Origin of the sequence: Paraglaciecola sp. (assembly GCF_030730205.1) — a bacterium.
GTDB lineage: Bacteria > Pseudomonadota > Gammaproteobacteria > Enterobacterales > Alteromonadaceae > Paraglaciecola.
In genome coordinates, this window is the sequence record NZ_JANQVQ010000140.1 from 25,645 (window position 1) to 47,939 (window position 22,295).

Genomic DNA, 22,295 nt, shown 5'->3' on the forward strand with positions numbered 1-22,295 from the left:
GCCAAGGATTGGCTAGCCTTATCACTACAGTGTGTGCCTGCAAATGGAGTTGCGTATGTCCTTAGCCCTTGTCTTTTCGCGAGCCAGTGTTGGCATCGACGCCCCCCTTATTAATGTAGAAGTGCATTTAGCAAATGGCCTACCCTGTTTCAATTTAGTCGGGTTACCAGAGGCGTCGGTACGAGAAGCAAAAGATCGGGTACGCAGCGCACTCGTTAACTCTGGCTTTGAATTTCCGGCTAAACGTATCACCGTTAACCTTGCCCCTGCTGACTTACCCAAAGATGGAGGACGCTTTGATCTTGCCATTGCTATTGGTATTATTGCCGCTACTTATCAATTACCCGCTGCGCAACTGCAGCAATTAGAGCTGGTCGGCGAGCTAGCTTTATCTGGTGAAATTCGTGCGGTCAGTGGTGCATTACCCTTTGCTTATGCCTGCTCTCAAGCTAAACATCATGCCATATTACCTATTGATAACGCCGCTGAAGCCTCACTGATTAAAGACGCTAAAATCATTGGAGCACATCAGCTAGTGGATGTGTTTAACCACATTATGGGGCAAAAACCCCTTGCTTACTTTCAAGTTAATACTGCAACACAAGAGGCACAATACGACAACGATTTACAAGATGTCGTAGGCCAAAGTACCGCCAAACGCGCCTTAGAAATCGCTGCAGCGGGGGCGCATAATTTATTGTTTACTGGGCCACCTGGTACTGGCAAAACCATGTTAGCCAGTCGCTTGATTACCATACTGCCACCCATGAGCGACGAGGAAGCACTCGCTAGTGCGGCCATACATTCAATTGTGGGTAAACCGGTTGACCCTGCTACATGGAAGCAGCGCCCTTTTCGCCATCCCCACCACACTAGCTCTGCGGTAGCTTTAGTAGGTGGCGGCAGCATTCCACGCCCAGGTGAAATATCCCTAGCCCATCATGGCGTACTCTTTTTAGACGAATTACCTGAGTTTGATAGAAAGGTACTCGACGTGCTGCGCGAACCCCTTGAGTCAGGCACCGTGTCAATTTCACGGGCAGCACGGCAAGCCCAATTTCCGGCGCAATTTCAGCTTGTCGCAGCTATGAATCCGAGCCCCACAGGCAGCCTTAATGATGGCCGCTCAACATCAGACCAAGTATTACGGTATTTAAACCGTATTTCAGGGCCTTTTTTAGACCGAATAGACTTACAAGTTGATGTGCCCAAATTGCCCGCTAATGATTTTTCAGAACAAGTAAAACAACGAGGTGAAAGCAGCCGTGAAGTCCGCCAACGAGTATTCGCTGCACGCCAGCAGCAACTGTTAAGAGCGGGAAAAACCAATGCTCAATTAGGGAGCAAAGAAGTAGACATACACTGCAAACTTAGCACTGAAGATCAACTCTTTTTACAGCGGGCTGTAGAGAAACTTGGTTTATCACTGCGCACCTATCACCGCGTACTAAAGGTGGCGCGCAGTATTGCCGATTTAGCGAATAGCCCGCATATACAACGCCCACATTTAGCAGAAGCCTTGCATTATCGGGCCTTTGATAGAATGTTGGCTCAATTGGCGAATAACTAAGCAATTAAAGCCTCAAGGTTGAGAGGCGACCTACGTCAGACTCGCTGATGTTTTTTATGGAAAAATACCAATCCAACGAAGCCAATTACCGCAACAACGACGCCAATAGGTTTGCCTAATTCACTGGACAAATTAAAGCCAATTGCCGCTGTCATGATGTATGACAGAGTAATAGCCGAGGCGATTACCGCAGGAATACTCACAATCCAATGAAAGCTTCCGCGATCAAATACATATTTAGTGGCAAGCCACAACACGCTGGTGGATAACAACATATTTGAAAAAGCAAAGTAGCGCCAAATAAGCGTAAAATCTAGTTTGGTCATCAGAAAAGCGATGGTCAAAATCGGGATAGACAATAACAAACGGTTACGGATACTTTGTGGAATATTAAAGGCGTCTACCAAGGTCAAGCGCAGTGAACGAAAGGCGGTATCACCAGATGTAATGGGGAAAACCGCAACGGCTATAATAGCCATAATGCCACCAAACAGCCCCAAATAGCTGTTTGCAATATGGTTAACGACCAAGCCCGGCCCACCAATATCTAACATGGCTTTAAGACCCGCATATCCTTCTGGAAACGCAGCAATACCTGCCAGAGCCCACACACAAGCAACAATACCTTCACACATCATGGCGCCGTAATAGACTGGACGTACGTATTTTTCGTTAGTTAAACAACGTGCAATGATCGGCGCTTGAGTAGAGTGAAAACCACTGATCGCGCCACAGGTTATTGTGATAAATAACAGCGGCCAAGTGGGCAAACCATCGGGATTTGGCGCTAAAAAGTCATGGGCGTGCTCGCTTTCAAAATAGGCCCAAAAATCACCAGCAAGGGGAAGATGTGGTGCATCTAACAGTAAGGCTATGGCGATCATACTGGTCATAACTATCATCAACAAACCAAAGATTGGATAAAACTTGGTGATGATTTTATCGATGGGTAACAAAGTGGCTAAAAAGTAATAAGCCAAAATCACTAAGACCCAAAAGGTATTGTTCGCCAGAATCGTACCTTCAAATGAGTCAAGGTTACTCAGCAGACCCGCCGGACTCATGATAAATACCACGCCGACAAAAAACAGCAACATCGCGGTAAAAACCAACATTAGTCCTTTGAATACCACGTTGTAATAGTGCCCGGCTATTTCAGGTAAACTTTTTCCATCTTCTTTGATGCTCATTACACCAGAAAAATAGTCGTGAACGGCTCCACCTAATACATTGCCCAATACAATCCATACTAATGCAACCGGACCATAAAGTGCCCCTAAGATGGGACCGAAAATCGGCCCAACTCCGGCAATATTTAAAAACTGAATCAAAAAGGCTCTGACAGGATGAATAGCAACATAATCAACCCCCTCGTTAAAACGTGATTGCGGGGTGATAGCATTTGGGTCAATACCCGCCTGTTTTTCAACAAAAGGACTGTAAAATTTATAACCAATGAGCAAAATAGTAATACAGATAAAGAAGATGATCATAATGTTAGGTATCTCTGTGCGTACTTATTTAAACAAGTGTTTAGGATTGTCTTTGATTTACGCCGCTAGATTAACAGAAGCGCTTTGCCAACAACAGATAGCAACAAATTTGACTGGCATGCACAATAGTAGTGACTTACAGCCACTTTTTAGGCTTAAGTGTCTTGTCATTATATTAGAGGCTTAACTATCAGTTTGTTGGGAGAGCCTGTGTTTCATGAAAGCCATTTGTACAAAACCCGCATAATTATCTGTTCAGGCATATTTGTTGCTTTCTAACTATTAGCAGTAGAAAGTAGATAAAATACTGCATACACACAAGGTCTCTGTATTGGTTGCTTGTTAATGCAAGCAGATAACAAGGGTAACGTTGTGACGATAACTTACAGGGTGAAATAGCCTAGGAGGGCCAACTTTTGGAGAGTCATGATCAGCACAAAGTCAATGAATGGAAGATGTGCACAACAGTATGTACCCGAGCTAGCCGCTTTAAAAATATAGATTATTTTTGAATGCCCTTATTTGTATCTAGGGGCGCTTAGTTGTGAGTCACGCTATGTATCATCCCATTTTACTGCACAGCAAGGCCTGTTGTTATGATCAAGGATGATAGAAAAATCGTGGAGCATAGACCGAAATACCCATACATTGGCGTACAGAAGAGGTACCAATGGCTCTGATGAATGGTGCTTATGCCATAGAAACAGTATTTTACTGTGGCGAAGCCGTTCGCTTTCCTCAATATCGCGGTCAGGATTACCAGAAAATAACTGAGATAATCACGAGCTTCGTTTGGCGAGAGATGGGTAAAACAATTGAAAACCCTAAACTTCTGGCTTACTGGATGAAAACATGATCAAAAAAAAATGTAAGGTTGCTGTTGCTCAATATGATATTAGCTTTTTTACGCATTTTGACCAATTTACGAGCAAACTGGAAAGTTGGTTTCAACAGGCTTACACCCAAAACGCACAGTTATTAGTGTTCCCAGAGTATGGCAGTATGGAGCTTGCATCACTCTTTGATGAAACCGTTTATAGTGATTTAAGTCAGCAACTGTATGCGATGCAAGGCCTCTATCAAGCTTATCAAGCTTGCTATATTGAGTTAGCAAAGCGCTATAACTGCATCGTTCTTGCCAGCAGCTTTCCGGTACTTTTAGCGAATAAAACGTTTCGCAATAGGGCGAATCTGTTTGGACCGGATGGTTTAATTGGCTATCAAGATAAATTGATGATGACGCGTTTTGAAAATGAGCAATGGATTATTAATCCAGGCGATGAAATTAAAGTGTTCAGTACTGATATTGGTAAACTCGGAGTCAACATTTGTTATGACTCCGAGTTTCCGTTATATGCGCAACAACAAGTGTCTGCGGGCGCTGACTTACTGTTAGTACCAAGTTGCACCGACGGATTGGCAGGATTTCATCGAGTACGCATAGGTAGCCAAGCTCGAGCCCTTGAAAACCAATGTTATGTCTTGCATTCGCCTACTGTTGGCCGGGCAGAGTGGTCTCCTGCCGTTGACTGCAATACTGGCAATGCCAGCATTTATACCCCTGTCGATCGTGGATTTCCTGAAGATGGAATTTTGCTGCAAATTAAAGATAATTCAGCCCAATGGCTAAACGCTGAGATAGATTTGGCTGAGTTATCCCATATTCGCCAGCAAGGTCAAGTGCTTAACCACCGAGACTGGAATAAACAACATGCAGCTAAATTGGCCAGTTAAGCTACATCATTTAGGTAGTGTAGAAGGAAGGCTTTGTAATTCAACTGGATGACGATCCCAACTTTCATAATCATTAAACCAATAAAATCCGGGGTTTTGCTCTGCTTGTTGTCTGACAACAAATCCCACGCCTTTTCCGGGACCTTTATACAAGAACACTTCGCAGGTTTTATGGCTGAGCCGAATAAAATCGATAGACATAAATGCAAAGGGGGATTTTTCAATCATCTTTTTTGACGACTCAATATTAGCCATCAGTGCATTGCACGTATCGAGTATCTCCACTTTTTGAGGGACAGTAAGACGAGCTAAAATTGCTAAGGCATCTTCATAGGTATTCGTTTTCCAAAAAGAAAAACCAGCAAACAACACAATCGGAAAAAGCACGATCCCCACCAAAATAGGCCCTAAGGCTGGCATAGATTTTTTCATGCAAAAAAACAACCCATGTTGGATGAAGTTAAGCGCTATTTTTGCAAGGCAACAGGATATTAGTCAAAGATTAATGTGCGAAATATAAAAAACGATAAGGGCAGTAAGGCTTAGCGTGTCCAACGTTGGGGTAAGTTAGCAGCTAAATAGGGCCTGTATAGCCGGTTCTGCAGCCCGCTTTTGCAAACAACACAAACCGAGTTTATAAGGTTCAATATCGGGTATCTCGATGCGGTTTACCTTGTTAGCGACCACTGAATTATCTAAAACCACCTGCGGCACGATCCCCAATCCGCACCCTAGTGCCACCATACTGACTATGGCTTCATTGCCTCCCACCGTGGCGTAAACTCTGGGGCGAATCCCTTTTTCAGCAAACCAATGATGCACGATTCGTTTAGTTGGTCCTGATTCAGGCAATATCATCGAATGTTTGCGCCAATCCACCTGATGCAAGTGCTGTAACAAAGTATCTTTAGGTGCTATCAATACCAGAGGCACATCTTCAAGCGGCAAAAAATGGAGCTCCACAGGAAAGTCTGGGGTGTAAATCGCAATAGCGGCGTCTGTCTCTTGTTGCATGACCTTGGCAACTGACAATGCAGGATCACCTGTTGATAAGTGAATTTCAACTCTGGGGTATTTATGTCTGAAATTATTCACCAGCTTGGGTAGGTGACTATAACTGGCCGTCACCGAACAAAACAAGCTTAGCTCTCCTTGCAACAATTGATGATCTTGTTGTAATTCCCACTTTACCTTTTTCCATTCACTAAGGGTTTGTTGACTAAAGTTAAGCAGCTTAAGTCCTGCGGCAGTGATTTTGACGCTACGATTATCGCGCACAAATAGCGCCGTTCCACACTCGTCTTCAAGCCGTTGTATGGCTCGACTCAGGGTAGAAGGACTAACAAACAAGGCATCAGAGGTCTTAGCAAAATGTAAGCTAGTGGCCAGATGTTGAAACAGTTCTAAGCTGCGAATATCCATAAAACCTTTTCATTGCAAATTTTGCAACATGACGTTGCAAATATATCATTTTAAACAATATGCCATATTCGCTATTATTCTGCCATCACAAGATCGTCACTGACTTGTACGCAATTAGCGCAAACAGCGCAAAAGAATTTAAAGGGTTTATACAATGGCTAATTATTTCAATACATTATCTTTACGTCAGCAACTTGACCAATTAGGTCGTTGCCGTTTTATGCAGCGCGCTGAGTTTGCAAATGGCTGTGATTTTTTAAAAGGCAAAAAAATTGTTATCGTCGGTTGTGGTGCTCAAGGTTTAAACCAAGGTTTGAACATGCGCGATTCTGGCTTAGATGTGTCTTATACGCTTCGCCAAGCCGCTATTGACGAAAAACGTGATTCTTTTCAACGCGCCACCAGTAATGGTTTCACGGTAGGCACCTATCAAGAACTGATTCCTAGTGCGGATATCGTTTATAACCTGACGCCTGATAAGCAACATTCAAGTGTAGTTGAAGCCATCATGCCTTTAATGAAAAAAGGGTCTACATTGGGTTATTCGCACGGTTTTAATATTGTTGAAGAAGGCCAAAAAATTCGTAGTGACATTACAGTAGTGATGTGTGCACCTAAGTGCCCGGGCACTGAAGTACGTGAAGAATATAAACGTGGTTTTGGCGTTCCTACGCTAATTGCGGTACATCCAGAAAATGACCCACAAGGTCAAGGTTGGGATATTGCCAAAGCTCTAGCGTCTGCAACCGGCGGTGACCGAGCTGGTGTATTAGAGTCGTCTTTTGTTGCCGAAGTAAAATCTGACCTAATGGGTGAGCAAACCATCTTGTGTGGTATGCAGCAAGTCGCGGCTATTTTAGGCTACGACCTTATGGTCGATGAAGGTATTGATCCAGCCTACGCGGGTGAACTTATCCAACACGGTTTAGAAACGGTCACCGAAGCGTTAAAAATCGGTGGCGTCACTAACATGATGGACAGGTTATCTAATCCTGCCAAGTTAAAAGCCTTTGAATTAGCTGAAGAGTTAAAAGTGCTACTTGGTCCGCTTTTTGGCAAGCACCAAGACGACATTATCAGCGGCGAATTTTCTCGTACAATGATGGAAGATTGGGCGAATGGCGATGCAAACTTATTAAAGTGGCGTGAAGAAACCGGCCAAACAGGTTTTGAAAATGCCCCTCAGTTCAATGGCAAAATTGAAGAGCAAGAGTATTTTGACCATGGCGTCTTTTTAGTCGCGATGATTAAAGCGGGTGTTGAAATGGCATTCGATACGATGGTCGAAGCCGGAATCCTACCAGAGTCAGCTTATTATGAGTCATTGCACGAAACACCTTTGATCTCGAATACCATTGCACGTAAGCGTTTATATGAGATGAACGTGGTTATTTCTGATACTGCTGAATATGGTAACTATTTATTTGCAAATGCGGCCTTACCTATCTTAAAGGAAAAGTTAATGCCCAAAATTGGCACTGAGTTAATTGGCAAAGCCTATGCTGTTGCATCTAACAGCGTGGACAATAAAAAGTTGGTTGAAGTCAATAAGGCGATTCGTGAGCACGGTGTAGAAACCATCGGTGCTACCTTACGTGGCTATATGACTGATATGAAAGCCATAGTGTAACCAATTTGAGACGATTTCTGTCGTAAAGGTGCTTGTTACAAGCCCTCTTGCCCAGCCAATTTGGCTGGGCTTTTTTTTGACATTTTGCCTTAGTTGCCCATGTGCGACAGTTTTAGGTTACAATTTAGGCTTATTTTAAGTTTGATCGCCGGATTTCACTGGATCAAATATGGATTTTCGATATTATTTAGCAAGCACAGCGACATCTGATACCAAAATGCAACGGTTTGAGCAATTATACCAACTAAAAATACCGAGTTCATTGACCTTGCTTGATTGGCGCATAGATTGCTACCGCCCTTAAGGCCACCACTAGACACCTTCAAAAATATAGGTAAATAATGAAAAAGACACTAGACCGCATATGCCAGTTAGATGACTGGATTTTCGAAGTCAAAATGGTCAGAGCCCTCAAGGTGCGAAAACATGGCGAACCCTACTCAGCAGTAGCAAATCTCACCGCCAATGGCGAACAAGTTTATATAGATTCTCATTTATCTATTGATAATGAAGAGCTCACTAAAGAAGACTTCATGACCATATATCGATTCTGTGAGTTAATGGGCATGAAACATATTAGTTACGATCGTTTTAAAAATGGTACTAAGACCTCTAAGACGGTAGACATCGTTGAAAATCAAGTTCAAAAACCCACTATTCGGCTAGTAAAATAATCAAGTAGCGGACAGTAAAACGGCGCCATGACAACCCGCTGAAATACGGTTGACTGCAGCACAGCGCCAAACCCATGATTAACTTTGTAAGGGCATAATCGTCAATTCTACTCGACGATTTTTTTGTCTGCCTGAGTCCGTATCGTTACTTGCTGCCGGTTGATATTCCCCCATACCTAAGGTCGATACTCGTCTATTATCTACACCATGTTCCGTTAAGTAACCTTTTACGGCCGATGCCCTGTATTCCGATAGCAACTGATTCTGACTATCACTGCCCACATTATCTGTATGTCCTACCACCTGCAGTGTAGTTTTTTCATACTTATTAATTACCAATGCCACATCGTTTAAAACTGGATAAAAACTACTCGAAATATTGGCTTTGCCCGTTTCAAAGGTGATATTTCCTGGCATTAAAAGTTTAAGGTTATCTCCGTCTCTCACCACCTCAACACCAGAGTCAGCTAACTCGTCACGAAACTCTTTTTCTTGCTTATCCATGTATTGACCAATCGCTCCACCTGCTATTGCCCCTACTACTGCGCCCCATGCGTAGCGGCTTTTATCGTTATCACCCGTGCCCTTACCGATCAGAGCACCTACTACTGCACCGATGCCAACGCCCTTTTGAGTATTCGTTGCGGTGTTTGCACACCCAGTTAAAAGAAAGGCACTGAGTCCAAACGCCATTGCCAACTTTGTATTAACTTGCTTAATCATGTTTGCTCCTGATAAAACCGCATTGCTCTTTTATAAAGAACAATATTTATGAAATTAGTATCTGATTAATTAACTGAACCAGAGATGAACATAGCAAGCACTGCACGAACTGTTCCAAAACAGATGATTGCAATTTTCCCAGACCAAATTTAGTAAAGGCATAGCTAAATTAGCCGCTTTTAGTAACAATTTTTTAACGTTAATCTTAATCTCCAAACGATGATTACAACAACGCGAACGCTCGATTAGGAAATAAAGCATGAAGATGAGAATAACCACGAAAATCAAACAGCTCCTTATATTATCAGCCTCACTACTGACCTTAAGTGCGACTGCAAAAGAAGACGTTGTCGATATCAGCGTTGATATTACAAAGCCCGGCAGCGAACTAAACAAGAACATTTATGGCCAATTTATGGAGCATCTTGGCAGAGGAATTTACGAAGGTATCTGGGTAGGTAAAAATTCGTTTATACCCAACAAAGAGGGTTATCGATTAGATGTGTTGCAGGCGTTAAAAGACTTACAAGTTCCACTGTTGCGTTGGCCAGGGGGATGTTTTGCTGATGAATATCATTGGCAAGATGGCATCGGCCCACGTGAATCAAGACCGAAAACAGTGAACAGTAACTGGGGTGGGGTGATTGAAGATAATGCCTTTGGAACTCATGAATTTTTTGCTTTAGCTGAAATGCTTGGCGCAGAAACCTATGTAAACGGCAACCTCGGCACTGGTACTGCGCGAGAAATGGCTGAGTGGCTGCATTACATGACATCTGATGCTGATACTACCTTAGTGGCACAAAGACGCGCTAACGGCCATCCTAAGCCATTTAAAGTTGACTATTTTGCTATCGGCAACGAAGCATGGGGCTGTGGGGGTAATATGACGCCTGACTATTACAGCGATCTTTTTAAACAGTATGCTGGCTTTCTGAAGGCTCCAACTGACAATTTTCCGAAAATAATCGCCAGTGGCGGCACTGACACACAAACTATTTGGACAGAAACCCTGCTTGAAAAGGTGAAGCCGTCTTGGAGTTTGCGCATGGACGCCATAAGCCACCATTATTATACCTTGCCTACCGGCAAGTGGGACGTCAAAGGCTCAGCTACCGGTTTTTCTGAGCAAGAGTGGTTTTCAACTTTATATAATACCTTAAAAATTGAAGACTTTATTCAAGCTAATGTCGCCATCATGGACAAATTTGACCCTGAGAAAAAAATCGGCTTTTATGTGGATGAATGGGGCACATGGTATGACGTAGATAAGGGTACAAATCCAGGTTTTTTATATCAGCAAAATACGCTTAGAGACGCCGTACTCACCGGTTTGAACATTCATATATTTAATCGATATGCAGACCGAGTACAAATGACGAACATTGCTCAAATGGTAAATGTATTACAAGCGATGATCTTAACTGATAAAGAAAAAATGGTATTAACGCCGACGTATTACGCTTTCAAAATGCACATTCCCTTTCAAGATGCCGTATCGCTTCCTGTCAGCTTAAGTGCCACGCCTAGATACCAGTTTGACGATGAGAGCATTCCTGCTCTTAGCGCTTCCGCCGCGAAAGCAAAAGATGGCAATACCTACTTATCATTGGTCAATACCAGTGTAAGCAACGAAATGATGCTCAAACTCCAGAATATCAAACAAGCTGAAGGTTGGATGTTAACTGGCGATAAGATGGATACTCACAACACCTTTGAGCAACCAAACAACATTGCCCCCACTATGTTCATTGCCGCAGTGTCCGAGGGGAAAACCACCATTACCATACCTGCAAAATCACTCATTGTTTTAAATCTAGGTAAACTGTAATAGCACTCAGCCCCTCATCCGAGGGGCTTTATTTATGCTCTGCAAACCAGTAAAAACTCAATGATAAGGCGCCAAAAACCACAAAACCGATGGCAACCGGCGTTATGGTATCGTTTATAAAACTGCCAACTAATACGGCAGTTGGTACAGAGAACAAGCTACTAAGCGAGCCAATAATCGCCGCCCCAAGTCCCGCCATATCGCCGAGTGGCTGCATCGCCATTGAATTAACATTGCCAAACAAAATGCCAATACAGAAAAATGCACAAAATAATACTGAAACAAATTGCCACAACGGAGGTATTCCCTCATAAATAAAGCACAAAATAGTGAGCAATACTGAAAATAACAACCAGCCAAACATCGCCCAATTACAGAGTAATCGCATACCGAGTCGCATCACTAAGGTGCCATTGATAAACGACGCTAAACCAATCGAAAAAGCCAATAAAGCGAAATACAAGGGAAACATCTCCCCTGTGTCATAGACATGCTGAAATAAGGTTTGTGAAGCGCTGATATAGGCCAAAAACCCCCCAAAAATCAACCCCATAGCAATGGTATAAAACATCACTAACTTATGGGTCAAAATAAACTTACTTGAGATCCAAAGTTGTCGCCAACTAAAGGGTTTGCGCTTTTCTTTTGGTAGGGTTTCAGGTTGGCGAATAAAAAACCAAATACCGGTTAATAAACCAATGACCAAAAATGAAGAAAAAATATGATGCCAAGAAAACATAAATAAAATAGCTTGGCCAAAACTAGGAGCAAGCATAGGCACTAAAATAAAGACCATCATGATGAACGACATAACACGCGCCATGGCATCACCCTCATATTGATCTCGGATGACGGCCAAGGCAGCGATACGCGGCCCCGAAACACCAAATGCCTGAATGACTCGGCCTATCAACATGACGGTTAATGTCTCGGCAAACATACATACCACCGAGCCGATAGCAAAAATAATCAAACCTGAAATGATGGCATAACGACGACCTTTGTCGTCTGACACAGGACCATAATAAAGCTGACCAAAACCCATACCAATGAAAAACAACGAGACAATTAAATGGGTTTGCTGAGGATCAACAATAGCGAGATCTCGACCTATTTGGTCGAGTGCTGGCAGCATGGCATCAATGCTTAGTGCAACGAGGGAGGTCATCAGTGCCATTAACGACACAAACTCGATTAAACCTAAGGCAGGTTTAATTTTTTTCTTTTTTACTTCTACGGTGGATGACATGAATATAGCCCTTTTCTTGAGGGCAAATTCTATCACCTTCGAACTTTAGGTCTCATCACTTTATTTACTTTCGGTATAAATTTATTGCTGGCTAAACACGTATATAATCCGCGGCTCGAAACTATTTATAGTGTTTTTATTATCTATGCCGAAAAAAAGGCCAGTCTTAGCCAGACTAGCCTGCGATTCGAAGGGTGTTAATGGGTTGTGGGATTAAGGTATTTTTTTAAAAAAGTGTCCATTTCTGCAAATACACGATGTCTATTTCGTTGAATCGACAAATAATGGTCACCGCTTTTAAGTTCAACGTATTTCACGTTAGCGTCAAGATCTTCTAGCTCCTCAGCCATTTCTCGACTTTGCCTGACATCAACGACGCGATCATCTTCACCATGCATCAATAAAATGGGGATTTTAATTTTGTCAGCATGGTAATAAGGAGAGCGCGCTTCAAGATCGTCTTCATCTTCACCAATTTGCTTTCTAATAAACTTTTTATTTAAAAAATACCGGCTTTTGCTAACCAACATGTCCAAATCCATTACGCCGGCAAAACTCACTGCACATTGAAATAAATCAGGTGTTTTTACCGCGGCCATGATAGCGGCATAACCACCATAACTGGCGCCGACTATGCACATCTTCGTTGGATCAGCTATTTTTTGCTCCACCAGCCAATTTGCCGCATCCGTTAAATCGTCTTGCATGGTTAAACCCCAAGCCTGCATTTGGCTTTCAGCAAACTGCCGACCATAACCAGTGGAACCTCGAAAGTTGGGTCTAAACACCGCATACCCTCGATCAGCAAAATAGGATGTCCAGTAGTCAAAGCCATCATATTCTCTTGCACCAGGACCACCATGTGGATGCAAAATAGTAGCAATTGGCCCTTCGGTATTTTTAGGCAAGGTCAAATAGCCTTCTATTTTTGTGCCATCCCGCGTGGCATAAGTCACTAAGTTGTGTTCGCTGAGCTTATCAATCGGCAGGGAAGGATATTGTTCAAAAGCTAAATGGATAGTTCTTTCCTTTCGATCACCAATAAAATACGCCCCCGGCGTAAAATCATTTTCTGAATAAATCGTGTAAATATTTTCGTCATCGCTAAAATCAACCAGATAATTGCTGGTATCAGGCATTGCAGCATTAATGGCTTTTTGAAACTTATCGTAGTTTTCATCCCAGTAAATTCTCCCCCCGTCACTATTAGAATGACGAATGCCTATCACATCATTACTTTTTCGTGAATAAATCAGTGAGCCATCAAAATCATAATCAGGATCTGCAAAAACCAAGGTACTAAGCTTTGTCGTTAAATCAATTTTGTACAAGGCAAGTTTGTCGTCGTTGTAGGCTTTGTAATACAAAATATTGGGATCGTTAGCAAAGCCTAAAGGCCTAATTCCAGGCTCTTCTAGGGCATTATATTCGAACATTTTATGCCAGGTTTCATCGTCACCGATTTTAATTCGAAACGAAGCTTCACCGGTTTTATAATCTAATGCTTTACCCAAGCGCAAGTTACCCTGCCTATCAGCCGTCCAATCTATCACATCCATTTTACCGCGTTCTATCCGGGTTTTTCTGCGGCTATAGATATTTAACTTATACACAGAGGGGAGGTTAGGTATATCTAAATCTATTGCGACCAAAATGTGATCAGGATCATCAGGCAAAAAAGAGACAACCTCATCTTGAAATTGCGATACATGCTCACTTTTTGAGTTAGCTCTAATTAGATTACGGGGTTTAATGTCTTTCTCGTCGACATCAATAGCCAATAAACGAGTTTCTTTAAACGCCACTGAGCGGGTTTTGCTGGCATAGCCGATACTTACAATAATGGTTTTTTCATTGGCCCACTGAAACCAATTTATCTTTACGTCTTCATTGTCAGACTTAACTAAGCGCTTTTTGTCTCCCGTTTCTAAATTTAAGGTTGTTAAAAGCGATATTTCTGGATTTTGAATATTTTCAATAAAGGCTATTTGACTACCATTGGGCGATAAATCAAGCCCACTCACACTGGGTAATTGACTAAAGCTACTGAGTGGTAGCTCTGCAGAAAAAACGCTGTTTAAAAAAATTAAGGCACTGAAAAAACAAAGATTGCTAACACTCCTTGTCATACTAACATTCCAATATTTACATTATATTAACCTGAAGTGTACCACCAAAATTTAACGACAAGAAACTACTTTGCGCGCAAAATTTGACTCTGCAGTTCAAGTTTACCGTGCACCTTAGATAGAATAAATAATTGACCGTAGTCTTGCTCAGTCAAGTTATCTATCACGCCGCCCATAAGCCTGATAAGTTGCCCAGTGGTATTACTGTGTCCAACCACAATAACATGATTGCGTTGCGCTAACTGCTGGGCTAACTGAGCCAATTGAGTGGGGTCATAAAGTATAGGGCTCAAGCCTCTATCTACAGCCAAAGGGCTGACAGAGTCCAAGGTACGATTATACGGCGTGGAATAAATGTGACTAATTGGTTTATTGTTGAGAGCCTGCACTAGGGCTTCTGCGCGTTGTTTACCTAATTCAGATAGCTGGGGGTCATCACCACTTAATTTTTCAAAATGACGAATAAAATACCATGTTTGTTCCTCAGCAAAGCTGCTGAGGGAATGACAAAACAGCAGGCATAAAATTAAAATCTTAGTCATTTATTTTCGCTAAATCTTTTAAACGGCCATTCCGCAAACTGTAAATCCAGCTGTGAATGGTTAAATCTTGGCCTCGCTTAATGGCATCTTTTACAATATTGCTACGCCGGACGTTGGCGGCTTGTTCTAGTACATTTAATTCACATAAACGAGCGGATTTGTCATGAGCGCTGAGGTCGGCCAGCTCGGCTCGATGTTTATAGGCGATATCTTTGATATGCCCCAACCAATTATCAATTAGTCCTAACTGCTGATCTTGTAGCGCAGCATCAATACCACCACATCCATAATGCCCACATACAATGACATGCTTCACTTTTAAAACGTCTACCGCATATTGCAGCACCGACAGACAGTTGAAGTCTGTATGCACAACCAGGTTAGCCACATTCCGATGAACAAAGATATCACCCGGAATTAATCCAACAATTTGATTAGCGGGAACACGGCTGTCAGAACAACCGATCCATAAATATTCTGGCTTTTGCCGCTTAGCTAAACGGTCAAAAAAACCGGGATCGGCTTCATTTGTCGACTCTGACCAATTTTTATTATTTTCAAGCAGTTGATTAATTTCGTTCATATACCCTCACAGTGAGCGCGCAGTATAAAGAAACACATTATTTGAACAAGTCCAACCATATGCCTAATGAAGTAACCAGTTAATAATTTGATGATAAAAACTGATGCCTAAAATCACATTAAAGGGAAATGTTACACCTAAAGAAGCCAGCATCGCTAAGCCTATATCCGCCTCCTTGATACTGCTTTTTATAGCCGCAGGGGCCGCAATATAAGACGCACTGGCCAACAAACTCGCGAGGATAACGATCGTGCCTTCAGATAAGCCTAAAACGATCCCAGCACCAATACCCACGAATGCCAGTAACGTTGGCGCTATTAAGGCGAACATCAACAAACGCCAATGTTGAACAGGCAGAGGCCTTAATGTTTCAGCCGCAACTAAGCCCATTTCCAATAAAAAGATGGCCAGAACCGCTTTAAAAGCGCCGGTAAATAACTCAGTTACCTCAGAGCCTGTTTGATAACCATACATAAACCCGATCACCACACCGCCAAGCAACAAAATAACACCGCGATTAGTAAAGGACTCATGCCATAAATTCGTCATGGCAGTTCCGCTCGCTTGAGCTTGAGAATAACGACGATATAACAGCAAACCCACTACGATTGCGGGTAATTCAAGCAATACTAAATACAGAGTAACCTGCGCGGCAGTGTCAAGCTGATTAGCTTCTATATAGGCGAGGGCGACAGCAAAGGTACCCGCGCTTACTGAGCCATAGTGGGCAGCGATACTGGCACTATCAGCCAAAGAAAGCCGAATTATCTTGGTCAAAAACGGGAACAAGACCAAAGGAATCACGGCACCTATCGCGCCTACCATGATCAACTCAGGAACCAATTGCCAATGCAAGTTACCATGTAAAGCCATGCCACCTTTTAACCCTATGGTTAACATGAGCAATAAGCTCATGGTGTCATAGGCCGCTTTTGGCACTTTAAGGTCAGATCGCACTAGGCCCGCAATAAGGCCTAGCAGAAAAAACATCACGACAATATCAGGCATAAACCGCGGCTTCCATTTTATATGTGCAATAAAGTGCCTACAGAATAAAGCCTATTTTGCAGCTTTCAATAGCTGCAATGTTTTTATAAGAGTGTTTCGGGGTCTGGCTCTAATAAGGCTTGTTCAAGCGCAGCTAACTCCTTACTAAATCGTTTTGCTCGTCTGTCGGCCCAAATCCAAAAAAGAGGGGTAAAAGCAGCCAAGATAGCCAGCGATATTACGCCTTTTTTTGCCACGACAGCCAATGACACGTCATCAACATAAAACATACCGGCATAAAATATAACGATTGCGAGTACCATCCAAAGCGATAAATCGCGATTAAATTTAGCAATTTTTATATTACTCATAAGCTGTTTTTTTAACTGTTCGATAAATGATTCGGTAATAAGATTTGACCAACTTAAGGCAAAACGCCGTAAATAGCTAAAGTATACCGCGGTAACACCTGCAAAAAAGGTCAGAATCGCCATCCATGTTTTGGCAAACACGCCCAATTTGTCGAACGCAATATAAAATGCACCTAACATAAAAAGCACACCAATAAGATCAAAAACAAAATACAAACGTTGTTTATACTGCACTTTTCGCCATTTCTGTTTAACAGAGCCGAGCCCCACTACCTCGGTTTGCTGTTGTTGCCACATCGAACTCAATATATCGGTTTCATCATGAGTTTCATTTTTACTGTTCATGTTTTATCGCCTCTAGCAATACTTTCTTACTTCGATTTAATATCACGCCAACGTTAGTAACTTTAATACCGCACACCTCAGCGATGTCCTGATAGCTCAGGCCTTCCATCGAAAGGGTGACAATTTGACGAGTTTGAATAGGGAGCTTCCGCACTTCGTTGAGCAGAGTTGTGACTTGTTGCTGTTGTGCCATCGTGGTTTCAGAACTTGCCGTAGGACTGGGACTAGCTTGTGTCATTTCACAATAGCTGGCGCTTTTTGGTGTTTTAATATGATATGCAACATGACTAATTGCACGGTTGTGTGCCACGCGTAATATATAGGTTTTAAGGCTGCTATCCCCTTTGAAAGTGCGCAAAGATTGCCACACAGCTAAGGATATTTCTTGCAGCAGCTCTTGGCGTAAATGATGGTTTGCTTCGTAACTTGTAGCCACACGACTCAGCAAAGCGCCATATTCGCTTAATATTGAATTAAAATCCTGACTCAAACCGTTTCCTACTTTTCCGACTTGTTCATTAGGGTGTAAAGCCTTAGTCAACCATCAATAAAAAAACTTACATCGTTGTGTAATAAAAAATCATACAAACTGACTACCACATTTAAGTCCTCTGTAAGTATGGAGCGCCAGCATAGACCTATGGCCACATGTATAGAGACTTTCAAGCAGAACTTAACTCTTTACTAATACAGGAAATAAATATGAGCGTACTCGGAATTATCGTAATAATATCAGGTGTGTTGGCGATGTCTTTACTTGTTGCTTGGCTAGATCATGCCAAAGGTTGGCAATTCAGTAAGTGGATAAATGGCACTGTAGATAACCCGTTTAGTCCATCTAAAGCCTCAGCATTAACTAAAAATACCCTAGAAAACGAGCTGACAATCAGTCAACTTAAAGAACGTATCCAAACCTTAGAAAAAATTGTTACTGAGCCAGCCTATGAGCTTAATAAAAAAATAAACAATTTATGAGAGTTTTGAATGCAGCATGGGTAAAGGGATTTTACCCATGGCTATTGCGTTGCCAAACAATACGATACACACCCCAAAAACTGACTCTATATGCCATTGATAGCCTTCAAAAAAGGTCGACAATATCAAGGCAACAATAGGGTAGACTAATACTACATAGGCCGCTTTATCAGATCCCATTTGTCTGAGCAGTTTCATATATGCCCCAAAAGCCAATACTGAACCGAATAAAGATAAGTACAGCATCGAAAAATAGTAGTGAGGATTTCGGGGAATACTCCAAACAATATCTTGTGAAAAAGCAAAAGCGAAAATGCATAACACACCATAACTCATCGCCCAAAAGTTCATTTGGATTACAGGGGTGCCGTGGTCGAGAATGCGTTCAGAAATGACATTGCCAAGACCGGCAAAGAAGAAAGAAACAAACGCAAAACCAATACCTAATAACAACAAACGGTCAGCACTAATAAGGGCAAACTCAGGTTTAAATATCAAGCCTATGCCCACTAAGCCGCAGGTAGCGCCAACAATCACTTCGCTGCGCATGGGCTTTTTCAACAAAACACGGCGTAACACCACATTGATGTACACCATACAGGAACTCATTACAGCCACAATCGCACTGATGATATATTGCTGACTTTGGTACAACATCGTGTAATCCAAGGCATACAGACACAAGCCAGCTAAGGCCATTTTAAAGTGAATGTGCAGAGGAAGCCGTAAGGATAACTTTTTAAAAAAACAATAAGTGCCGAGGATTACCGCCGCGAAAGAAAAGCGTAAGCCCACAGATAAAATCGGATCGATTTCTCCAAATTGAAAAGTAATTGCTAACCACGTTGAGCCCCAAATAAGCACAACAATAGTGAATAAACTTGTATTAGACACGGCGCCCAAACCCCGACTTCAAAAAGGATTGTAGAGTAACAAATTGCTAAGTGTGCTGACTATCTGCCTTTCGCTAATTCCTCCTTTGCATCCGATAATGCTTGCTAGTATTTTGCTCCTTGCTTTGGCTATACTGCCATCACGGTCCGTTAGCTCGCTGATTTACTCCCTATGAAAAAATTTTTTTCGATCATCCTTATTTTATTGATTATCGTCGCAGCGGTGTTGCTTTACCGCGCGAATACTCACTTTGCTAATCAGCAGTATCAGGTTAGTCAGCCACTTGAGCCCATTGAGCTAAACCAATCTGCGGTACTTGAAAGATTTAGCCAAGCAATTCAAATTAAAACGATCTCGTATGACGACCGTAGTCAGTTTGACCATCAGGCGTTTGCGGCATTTCATGATTATCTGGCAACATCGTTCCCACTAGTTAATCAGCACACCGAACAAACTCGAATTGATAATTACAGTATTGTTTACCATTTAAAAGGTCAAAACCAACAACTACAACCGGCCTTATTTATGGGCCATATGGATGTAGTGCCCATTGAAGAAGCCAGTTTAGCTCAGTGGCAACAGCCTCCATTTAGCGGAAAAATAGTTGATGACGTGATTTGGGGCCGTGGCACCATTGATGACAAAGTCAGTGTTGTTGCATTAATGGAAGCCATGGAACGTTTAATTTCAGAGGGCATTCAACCACAGCGCAGTATCTATTTTGCCTTTGGCCATGATGAAGAAGCGGGCGGAGAAGGCGCCAAAGCCGTAGCACGGTATTTTGCCGAACAGAACGTTCGTTTTGAATTTATCCTCGATGAAGGAGGAGTAGTAACCGATGGCATTATACCCGGCCCTTCTCAGCCGGTCGCCTTGGTGGGTATTGCTGAAAAAGGGTTTGTTAACTTTGAACTAAGCGTTCAAGGTGAAGGAGGCCATTCCTCGCAACCACCCGAGCACACAGCAGCGGGTATAGTAGCCCAAGCCATTGTTAACATTGAAAATAATCCTTTTTCGACCAAGCTCGATTTTTTTGAATTAATGTTTGCCCATATTGGTTTTGCTACACCGCTTTCGAGCCGACTACCATTAGCCAACTTATGGCTACTTTCACCACTAGTTGAAAAAATCTTATTGTCGAAAGCCAGTTCAGCTGCAGGCGTGCGTACTACAACGGCAGTGACCATGCTACAAGGGAGTAATAAATCTAACGTATTACCCACCGTTGCCAGCGCGGTAGTCAACTTCAGAATATTACCAGGTGACACAATCGACAGTATTCGTCAGCATCTAGAAGAGGTGATCGACAACCCTTTAGTGCAATTAGAGGCACAATTGGCAAACGAAGCATCAACAGTTTCATCTACAGAATCCTTAGGATTTAAGCTTATAGAAAGCACAATAAGACGGCTAGATGACCAGATTTTAGTCGCACCTTACCTTGTACTGGGTGCAACAGATTCTCGTCATTTTCAGGGGCTATCAGACAATATATATCGCTTTATGATGGTCAGTTTAAACCCTACAACGCTAAAACAGTTTCACGGCGTAAATGAACAGATTAGCGTGAAAGACTATTTGCAAGCGATTCAATTTTATTACGCTATAGTAAAACAGGCCGCCGAAGGCTAAGGGTAGTTTTCAAAAGACGCTAAACAGGAAATCAAATGAATATTCGTAAAAAAGGACTCACCTTGGGGCTATTTCTTGTTAGCTGCCTTATCCATCACGTCACCCTCGCCAACACCAAAGTACTGCATATCGGCAAACTGCTTGCCGAACCAGGCAAATCCGTCAGCACCCAACAAACCATGGTGATTGAAGATAGCGTGATTAAACAAATTATTCAGGGATATCAAGCGCCTGAGTCATTTGGCGAAAATGTTGAATTTATTGATTTAAAAGATCGCTTTGTTATGCCCGGGCTAATGGACATGCATGTGCATTTACAATTTGAATTGGGTCCTAAAAATGACAGCGAAAGCTTAAAAATGTCAGATCAGCTTGTCGAAATGCGGTCTCTGATGTTTGCCATGCGCACCCTCAAAGCTGGTTTTACTACCGTGCGCGATGTAGGCTCAATGAGCCAAGAAATGTACGCCATGCGTGATGCCATCAATAATGGCTGGGTGGAAGGCCCCCGCATCATTGCAGCGGGTGGTGTTGGCATCACTGGCGGCCACGCTGATGTAAGTGGTGTTAAGCCTGAACTTATGGAGCTGTATACCCAACCAACAGTGTGTGACGGCCCCTATGACTGTCGGCGAGCCACGCGAAATGCAATTAAATATGGCGCTGATTTAATTAAAATCACCTCTACCGGCGGTGTACTCACTGATCGCGCAACAGGTACTGGCCAACAAATGGAGATGGATGAGCTAAAAGAAGTGGTGTTAGCCGCTAAACGCATGGGTCGCAAAGTGGCCAGCCACGCTCACCAAGAAGATGGTATTATCGCTGCCCTTGAAGCAGGTGTTGATAGTATTGAACACGGCAGTTACGCAGGTGAAAAAGCTTTTAGATTGTTTAAGAAAACCGGCGCCTATTTAGTGCCGACTTTACTGGCTGGTTATACCGTAGTTGAAATGGCGCAAAACTCCGACTTTATGAGCCCCGCCATTAAAGATAAAGCCATTAAGGTCGGAGGTGATATGCAGGGTAACCTTGCTAGAGCCTATAAAGCTGGAGTAAAAATAGCCTTTGGGACAGACAGCGGTGTGTCACAACACGGCACTAATGCCTATGAAGCCGTGCTCATGGCAGAGGCGGGTATGAACAATGTGGATATCTTAAAATCAGCCACCATCAACGCAGCTGACCTAATAGGAATGACAGACAAAATAGGCACTCTGGAGGTGGGCAAACAAGCCGATATGATTGCCACTGATGGCTCACCAATAGACGATATCAAACAACTGCTTGATGTGGATTTCGTTATGAAAGACGGCAAGGTTTTTGTAAAAAAATAAAGCCTTAGCAGGCGAGGTTTATACAACCGTCTGCAAGTTAACGCGGCTGTTCAAACAATCTATTGTGATTAGCATACAGCCACGTTAAGCCACACAGGACTAAGGTCAGCGGCACAAAGACTAACTCAAATTGATCACCTAGTATGGCTCGGTACTTTACTGACCAAAATAAAG

21 protein-coding genes are annotated in these 22,295 nt (G+C 42.6%); 9 read left to right on the forward strand and 12 right to left on the reverse strand.

Annotated features, from left to right (window positions below; genetic code table 11):
- The first annotated feature begins 55 nt into the window (after positions 1-55).
- Positions 56-1,570, forward strand: coding sequence for a YifB family Mg chelatase-like AAA ATPase (locus tag NWQ57_RS09825; protein WP_306021974.1), 1,515 nt, complete (start codon positions 56-58; stop codon positions 1,568-1,570).
- A 35-nt stretch (positions 1,571-1,605) separates the two neighbouring features.
- On the opposite strand, the gene NWQ57_RS09830 is transcribed toward NWQ57_RS09825, so the two are convergent.
- On the reverse strand, positions 1,606-3,063 hold the full coding sequence (locus tag NWQ57_RS09830) for a carbon starvation protein A (RefSeq protein WP_306021975.1): 1,458 nt from the start codon (positions 3,061-3,063) through the stop codon (positions 1,606-1,608).
- 670 nt (positions 3,064-3,733) lie between these two features.
- On the opposite strand from NWQ57_RS09830, the gene NWQ57_RS09835 reads away from it, so the two are divergent.
- Together NWQ57_RS09835 and NWQ57_RS09840 are read left to right on the forward strand one after the other, a co-directional pair.
- Positions 3,734-3,919, forward strand: coding sequence for a hypothetical protein (locus NWQ57_RS09835; protein ID WP_306021976.1), 186 nt, complete (start codon positions 3,734-3,736; stop codon positions 3,917-3,919).
- Positions 3,916-4,797, forward strand: a complete 882-nt coding sequence (locus tag NWQ57_RS09840; RefSeq protein ID WP_306021977.1) for a carbon-nitrogen hydrolase family protein — start codon at positions 3,916-3,918, stop codon at positions 4,795-4,797. Before NWQ57_RS09835 ends, NWQ57_RS09840 begins: the two co-directional genes overlap by 4 nt.
- Before the next feature lie 6 nt (positions 4,798-4,803).
- Here NWQ57_RS09840 and NWQ57_RS09845 read toward each other — a convergent pair whose 3' ends face one another.
- Positions 4,804-5,229: a hypothetical protein gene (locus tag NWQ57_RS09845; protein WP_306021978.1), complete on the reverse strand. Its 426-nt coding sequence runs from the start codon at positions 5,227-5,229 to the stop codon at positions 4,804-4,806.
- A 135-nt stretch (positions 5,230-5,364) separates the two neighbouring features.
- Positions 5,365-6,219 (reverse strand): HTH-type transcriptional activator IlvY, encoded by an 855-nt coding sequence (gene ilvY / locus NWQ57_RS09850; RefSeq protein ID WP_306021979.1) that lies wholly within the window; start codon positions 6,217-6,219, stop codon positions 5,365-5,367.
- Positions 6,220-6,373: 154 nt separating this feature from the next.
- On the opposite strand from ilvY, the gene ilvC reads away from it, so the two are divergent.
- Both ilvC and NWQ57_RS09860 read left to right on the forward strand, forming a co-directional pair.
- The gene (gene ilvC, locus NWQ57_RS09855; protein WP_306021980.1) at positions 6,374-7,849 is read left to right on the forward strand and encodes a ketol-acid reductoisomerase; all 1,476 of its coding nucleotides are present in this window, start codon (positions 6,374-6,376) and stop codon (positions 7,847-7,849) included.
- A gap of 341 nt (positions 7,850-8,190) precedes the next feature.
- Complete coding sequence (locus NWQ57_RS09860; protein ID WP_306021981.1) at positions 8,191-8,523, forward strand: hypothetical protein; 333 nt, start codon at positions 8,191-8,193, stop codon at positions 8,521-8,523.
- A 78-nt stretch (positions 8,524-8,601) separates the two neighbouring features.
- Here NWQ57_RS09860 and NWQ57_RS09865 read toward each other — a convergent pair whose 3' ends face one another.
- On the reverse strand, positions 8,602-9,246 hold the full coding sequence (locus NWQ57_RS09865) for an OmpA family protein (protein WP_306021982.1): 645 nt from the start codon (positions 9,244-9,246) through the stop codon (positions 8,602-8,604).
- Positions 9,247-9,505: 259 nt separating this feature from the next.
- Between NWQ57_RS09865 and NWQ57_RS09870 the strand changes: the two genes are divergently transcribed.
- Positions 9,506-11,077, forward strand: a complete 1,572-nt coding sequence (locus tag NWQ57_RS09870; RefSeq protein WP_306021983.1) for an alpha-N-arabinofuranosidase — start codon at positions 9,506-9,508, stop codon at positions 11,075-11,077.
- A 28-nt stretch (positions 11,078-11,105) separates the two neighbouring features.
- Here NWQ57_RS09870 and NWQ57_RS09875 read toward each other — a convergent pair whose 3' ends face one another.
- The 7 genes from NWQ57_RS09875 to NWQ57_RS09905 all read right to left on the reverse strand — a co-directional run bounded on the left by NWQ57_RS09875 (position 11,106) and on the right by NWQ57_RS09905 (position 17,773).
- Positions 11,106-12,326, reverse strand: coding sequence for a multidrug effflux MFS transporter (locus NWQ57_RS09875; protein ID WP_306021984.1), 1,221 nt, complete (start codon positions 12,324-12,326; stop codon positions 11,106-11,108).
- Positions 12,327-12,523: 197 nt separating this feature from the next.
- Positions 12,524-14,455, reverse strand: a complete 1,932-nt coding sequence (locus NWQ57_RS09880; protein ID WP_306021985.1) for a S9 family peptidase — start codon at positions 14,453-14,455, stop codon at positions 12,524-12,526.
- A gap of 65 nt (positions 14,456-14,520) precedes the next feature.
- A complete protein-coding gene (locus NWQ57_RS09885) occupies positions 14,521-14,997 on the reverse strand; it encodes a histidine phosphatase family protein (RefSeq protein ID WP_306021986.1) in 477 nt (158 codons plus the stop codon).
- Positions 14,990-15,580 (reverse strand): carbonate dehydratase, encoded by a 591-nt coding sequence (gene can, locus NWQ57_RS09890; RefSeq protein ID WP_306021987.1) that lies wholly within the window; start codon positions 15,578-15,580, stop codon positions 14,990-14,992. Before can ends, NWQ57_RS09885 begins: the two co-directional genes overlap by 8 nt.
- A gap of 63 nt (positions 15,581-15,643) precedes the next feature.
- Positions 15,644-16,588: a sodium-dependent bicarbonate transport family permease gene (locus tag NWQ57_RS09895; RefSeq protein WP_306021988.1), complete on the reverse strand. Its 945-nt coding sequence runs from the start codon at positions 16,586-16,588 to the stop codon at positions 15,644-15,646.
- A gap of 83 nt (positions 16,589-16,671) precedes the next feature.
- The gene (locus NWQ57_RS09900; protein WP_306021989.1) at positions 16,672-17,283 is read right to left on the reverse strand and encodes a hypothetical protein; all 612 of its coding nucleotides are present in this window, start codon (positions 17,281-17,283) and stop codon (positions 16,672-16,674) included.
- Positions 17,273-17,773, reverse strand: a complete 501-nt coding sequence (locus NWQ57_RS09905; RefSeq protein ID WP_306021990.1) for an RNA polymerase sigma factor — start codon at positions 17,771-17,773, stop codon at positions 17,273-17,275. The genes NWQ57_RS09900 and NWQ57_RS09905 overlap by 11 nt, the downstream gene beginning before the upstream one ends.
- Before the next feature lie 212 nt (positions 17,774-17,985).
- Here NWQ57_RS09905 and NWQ57_RS09910 point away from each other — a divergent pair, with 212 nt between their 5' ends.
- Positions 17,986-18,258: a hypothetical protein gene (locus tag NWQ57_RS09910; protein WP_306021991.1), complete on the forward strand. Its 273-nt coding sequence runs from the start codon at positions 17,986-17,988 to the stop codon at positions 18,256-18,258.
- On the opposite strand, the gene NWQ57_RS09915 is transcribed toward NWQ57_RS09910, so the two are convergent.
- On the reverse strand, positions 18,253-19,152 hold the full coding sequence (locus NWQ57_RS09915; protein ID WP_306021992.1) for a DMT family transporter: 900 nt from the start codon (positions 19,150-19,152) through the stop codon (positions 18,253-18,255). The two genes, NWQ57_RS09910 and NWQ57_RS09915, sit on opposite strands and share 6 nt — an antisense overlap.
- 171 nt (positions 19,153-19,323) lie before the next feature.
- On the opposite strand from NWQ57_RS09915, the gene NWQ57_RS09920 reads away from it, so the two are divergent.
- Together NWQ57_RS09920 and NWQ57_RS09925 are read left to right on the forward strand one after the other, a co-directional pair.
- Positions 19,324-20,784 (forward strand): M20 family peptidase, encoded by a 1,461-nt coding sequence (locus tag NWQ57_RS09920; protein WP_306021993.1) that lies wholly within the window; start codon positions 19,324-19,326, stop codon positions 20,782-20,784.
- 35 nt (positions 20,785-20,819) lie between these two features.
- Positions 20,820-22,121, forward strand: a complete 1,302-nt coding sequence (locus tag NWQ57_RS09925) for an amidohydrolase family protein (RefSeq protein WP_306021994.1) — start codon at positions 20,820-20,822, stop codon at positions 22,119-22,121.
- Positions 22,122-22,295: the final 174 nt, after the last annotated feature.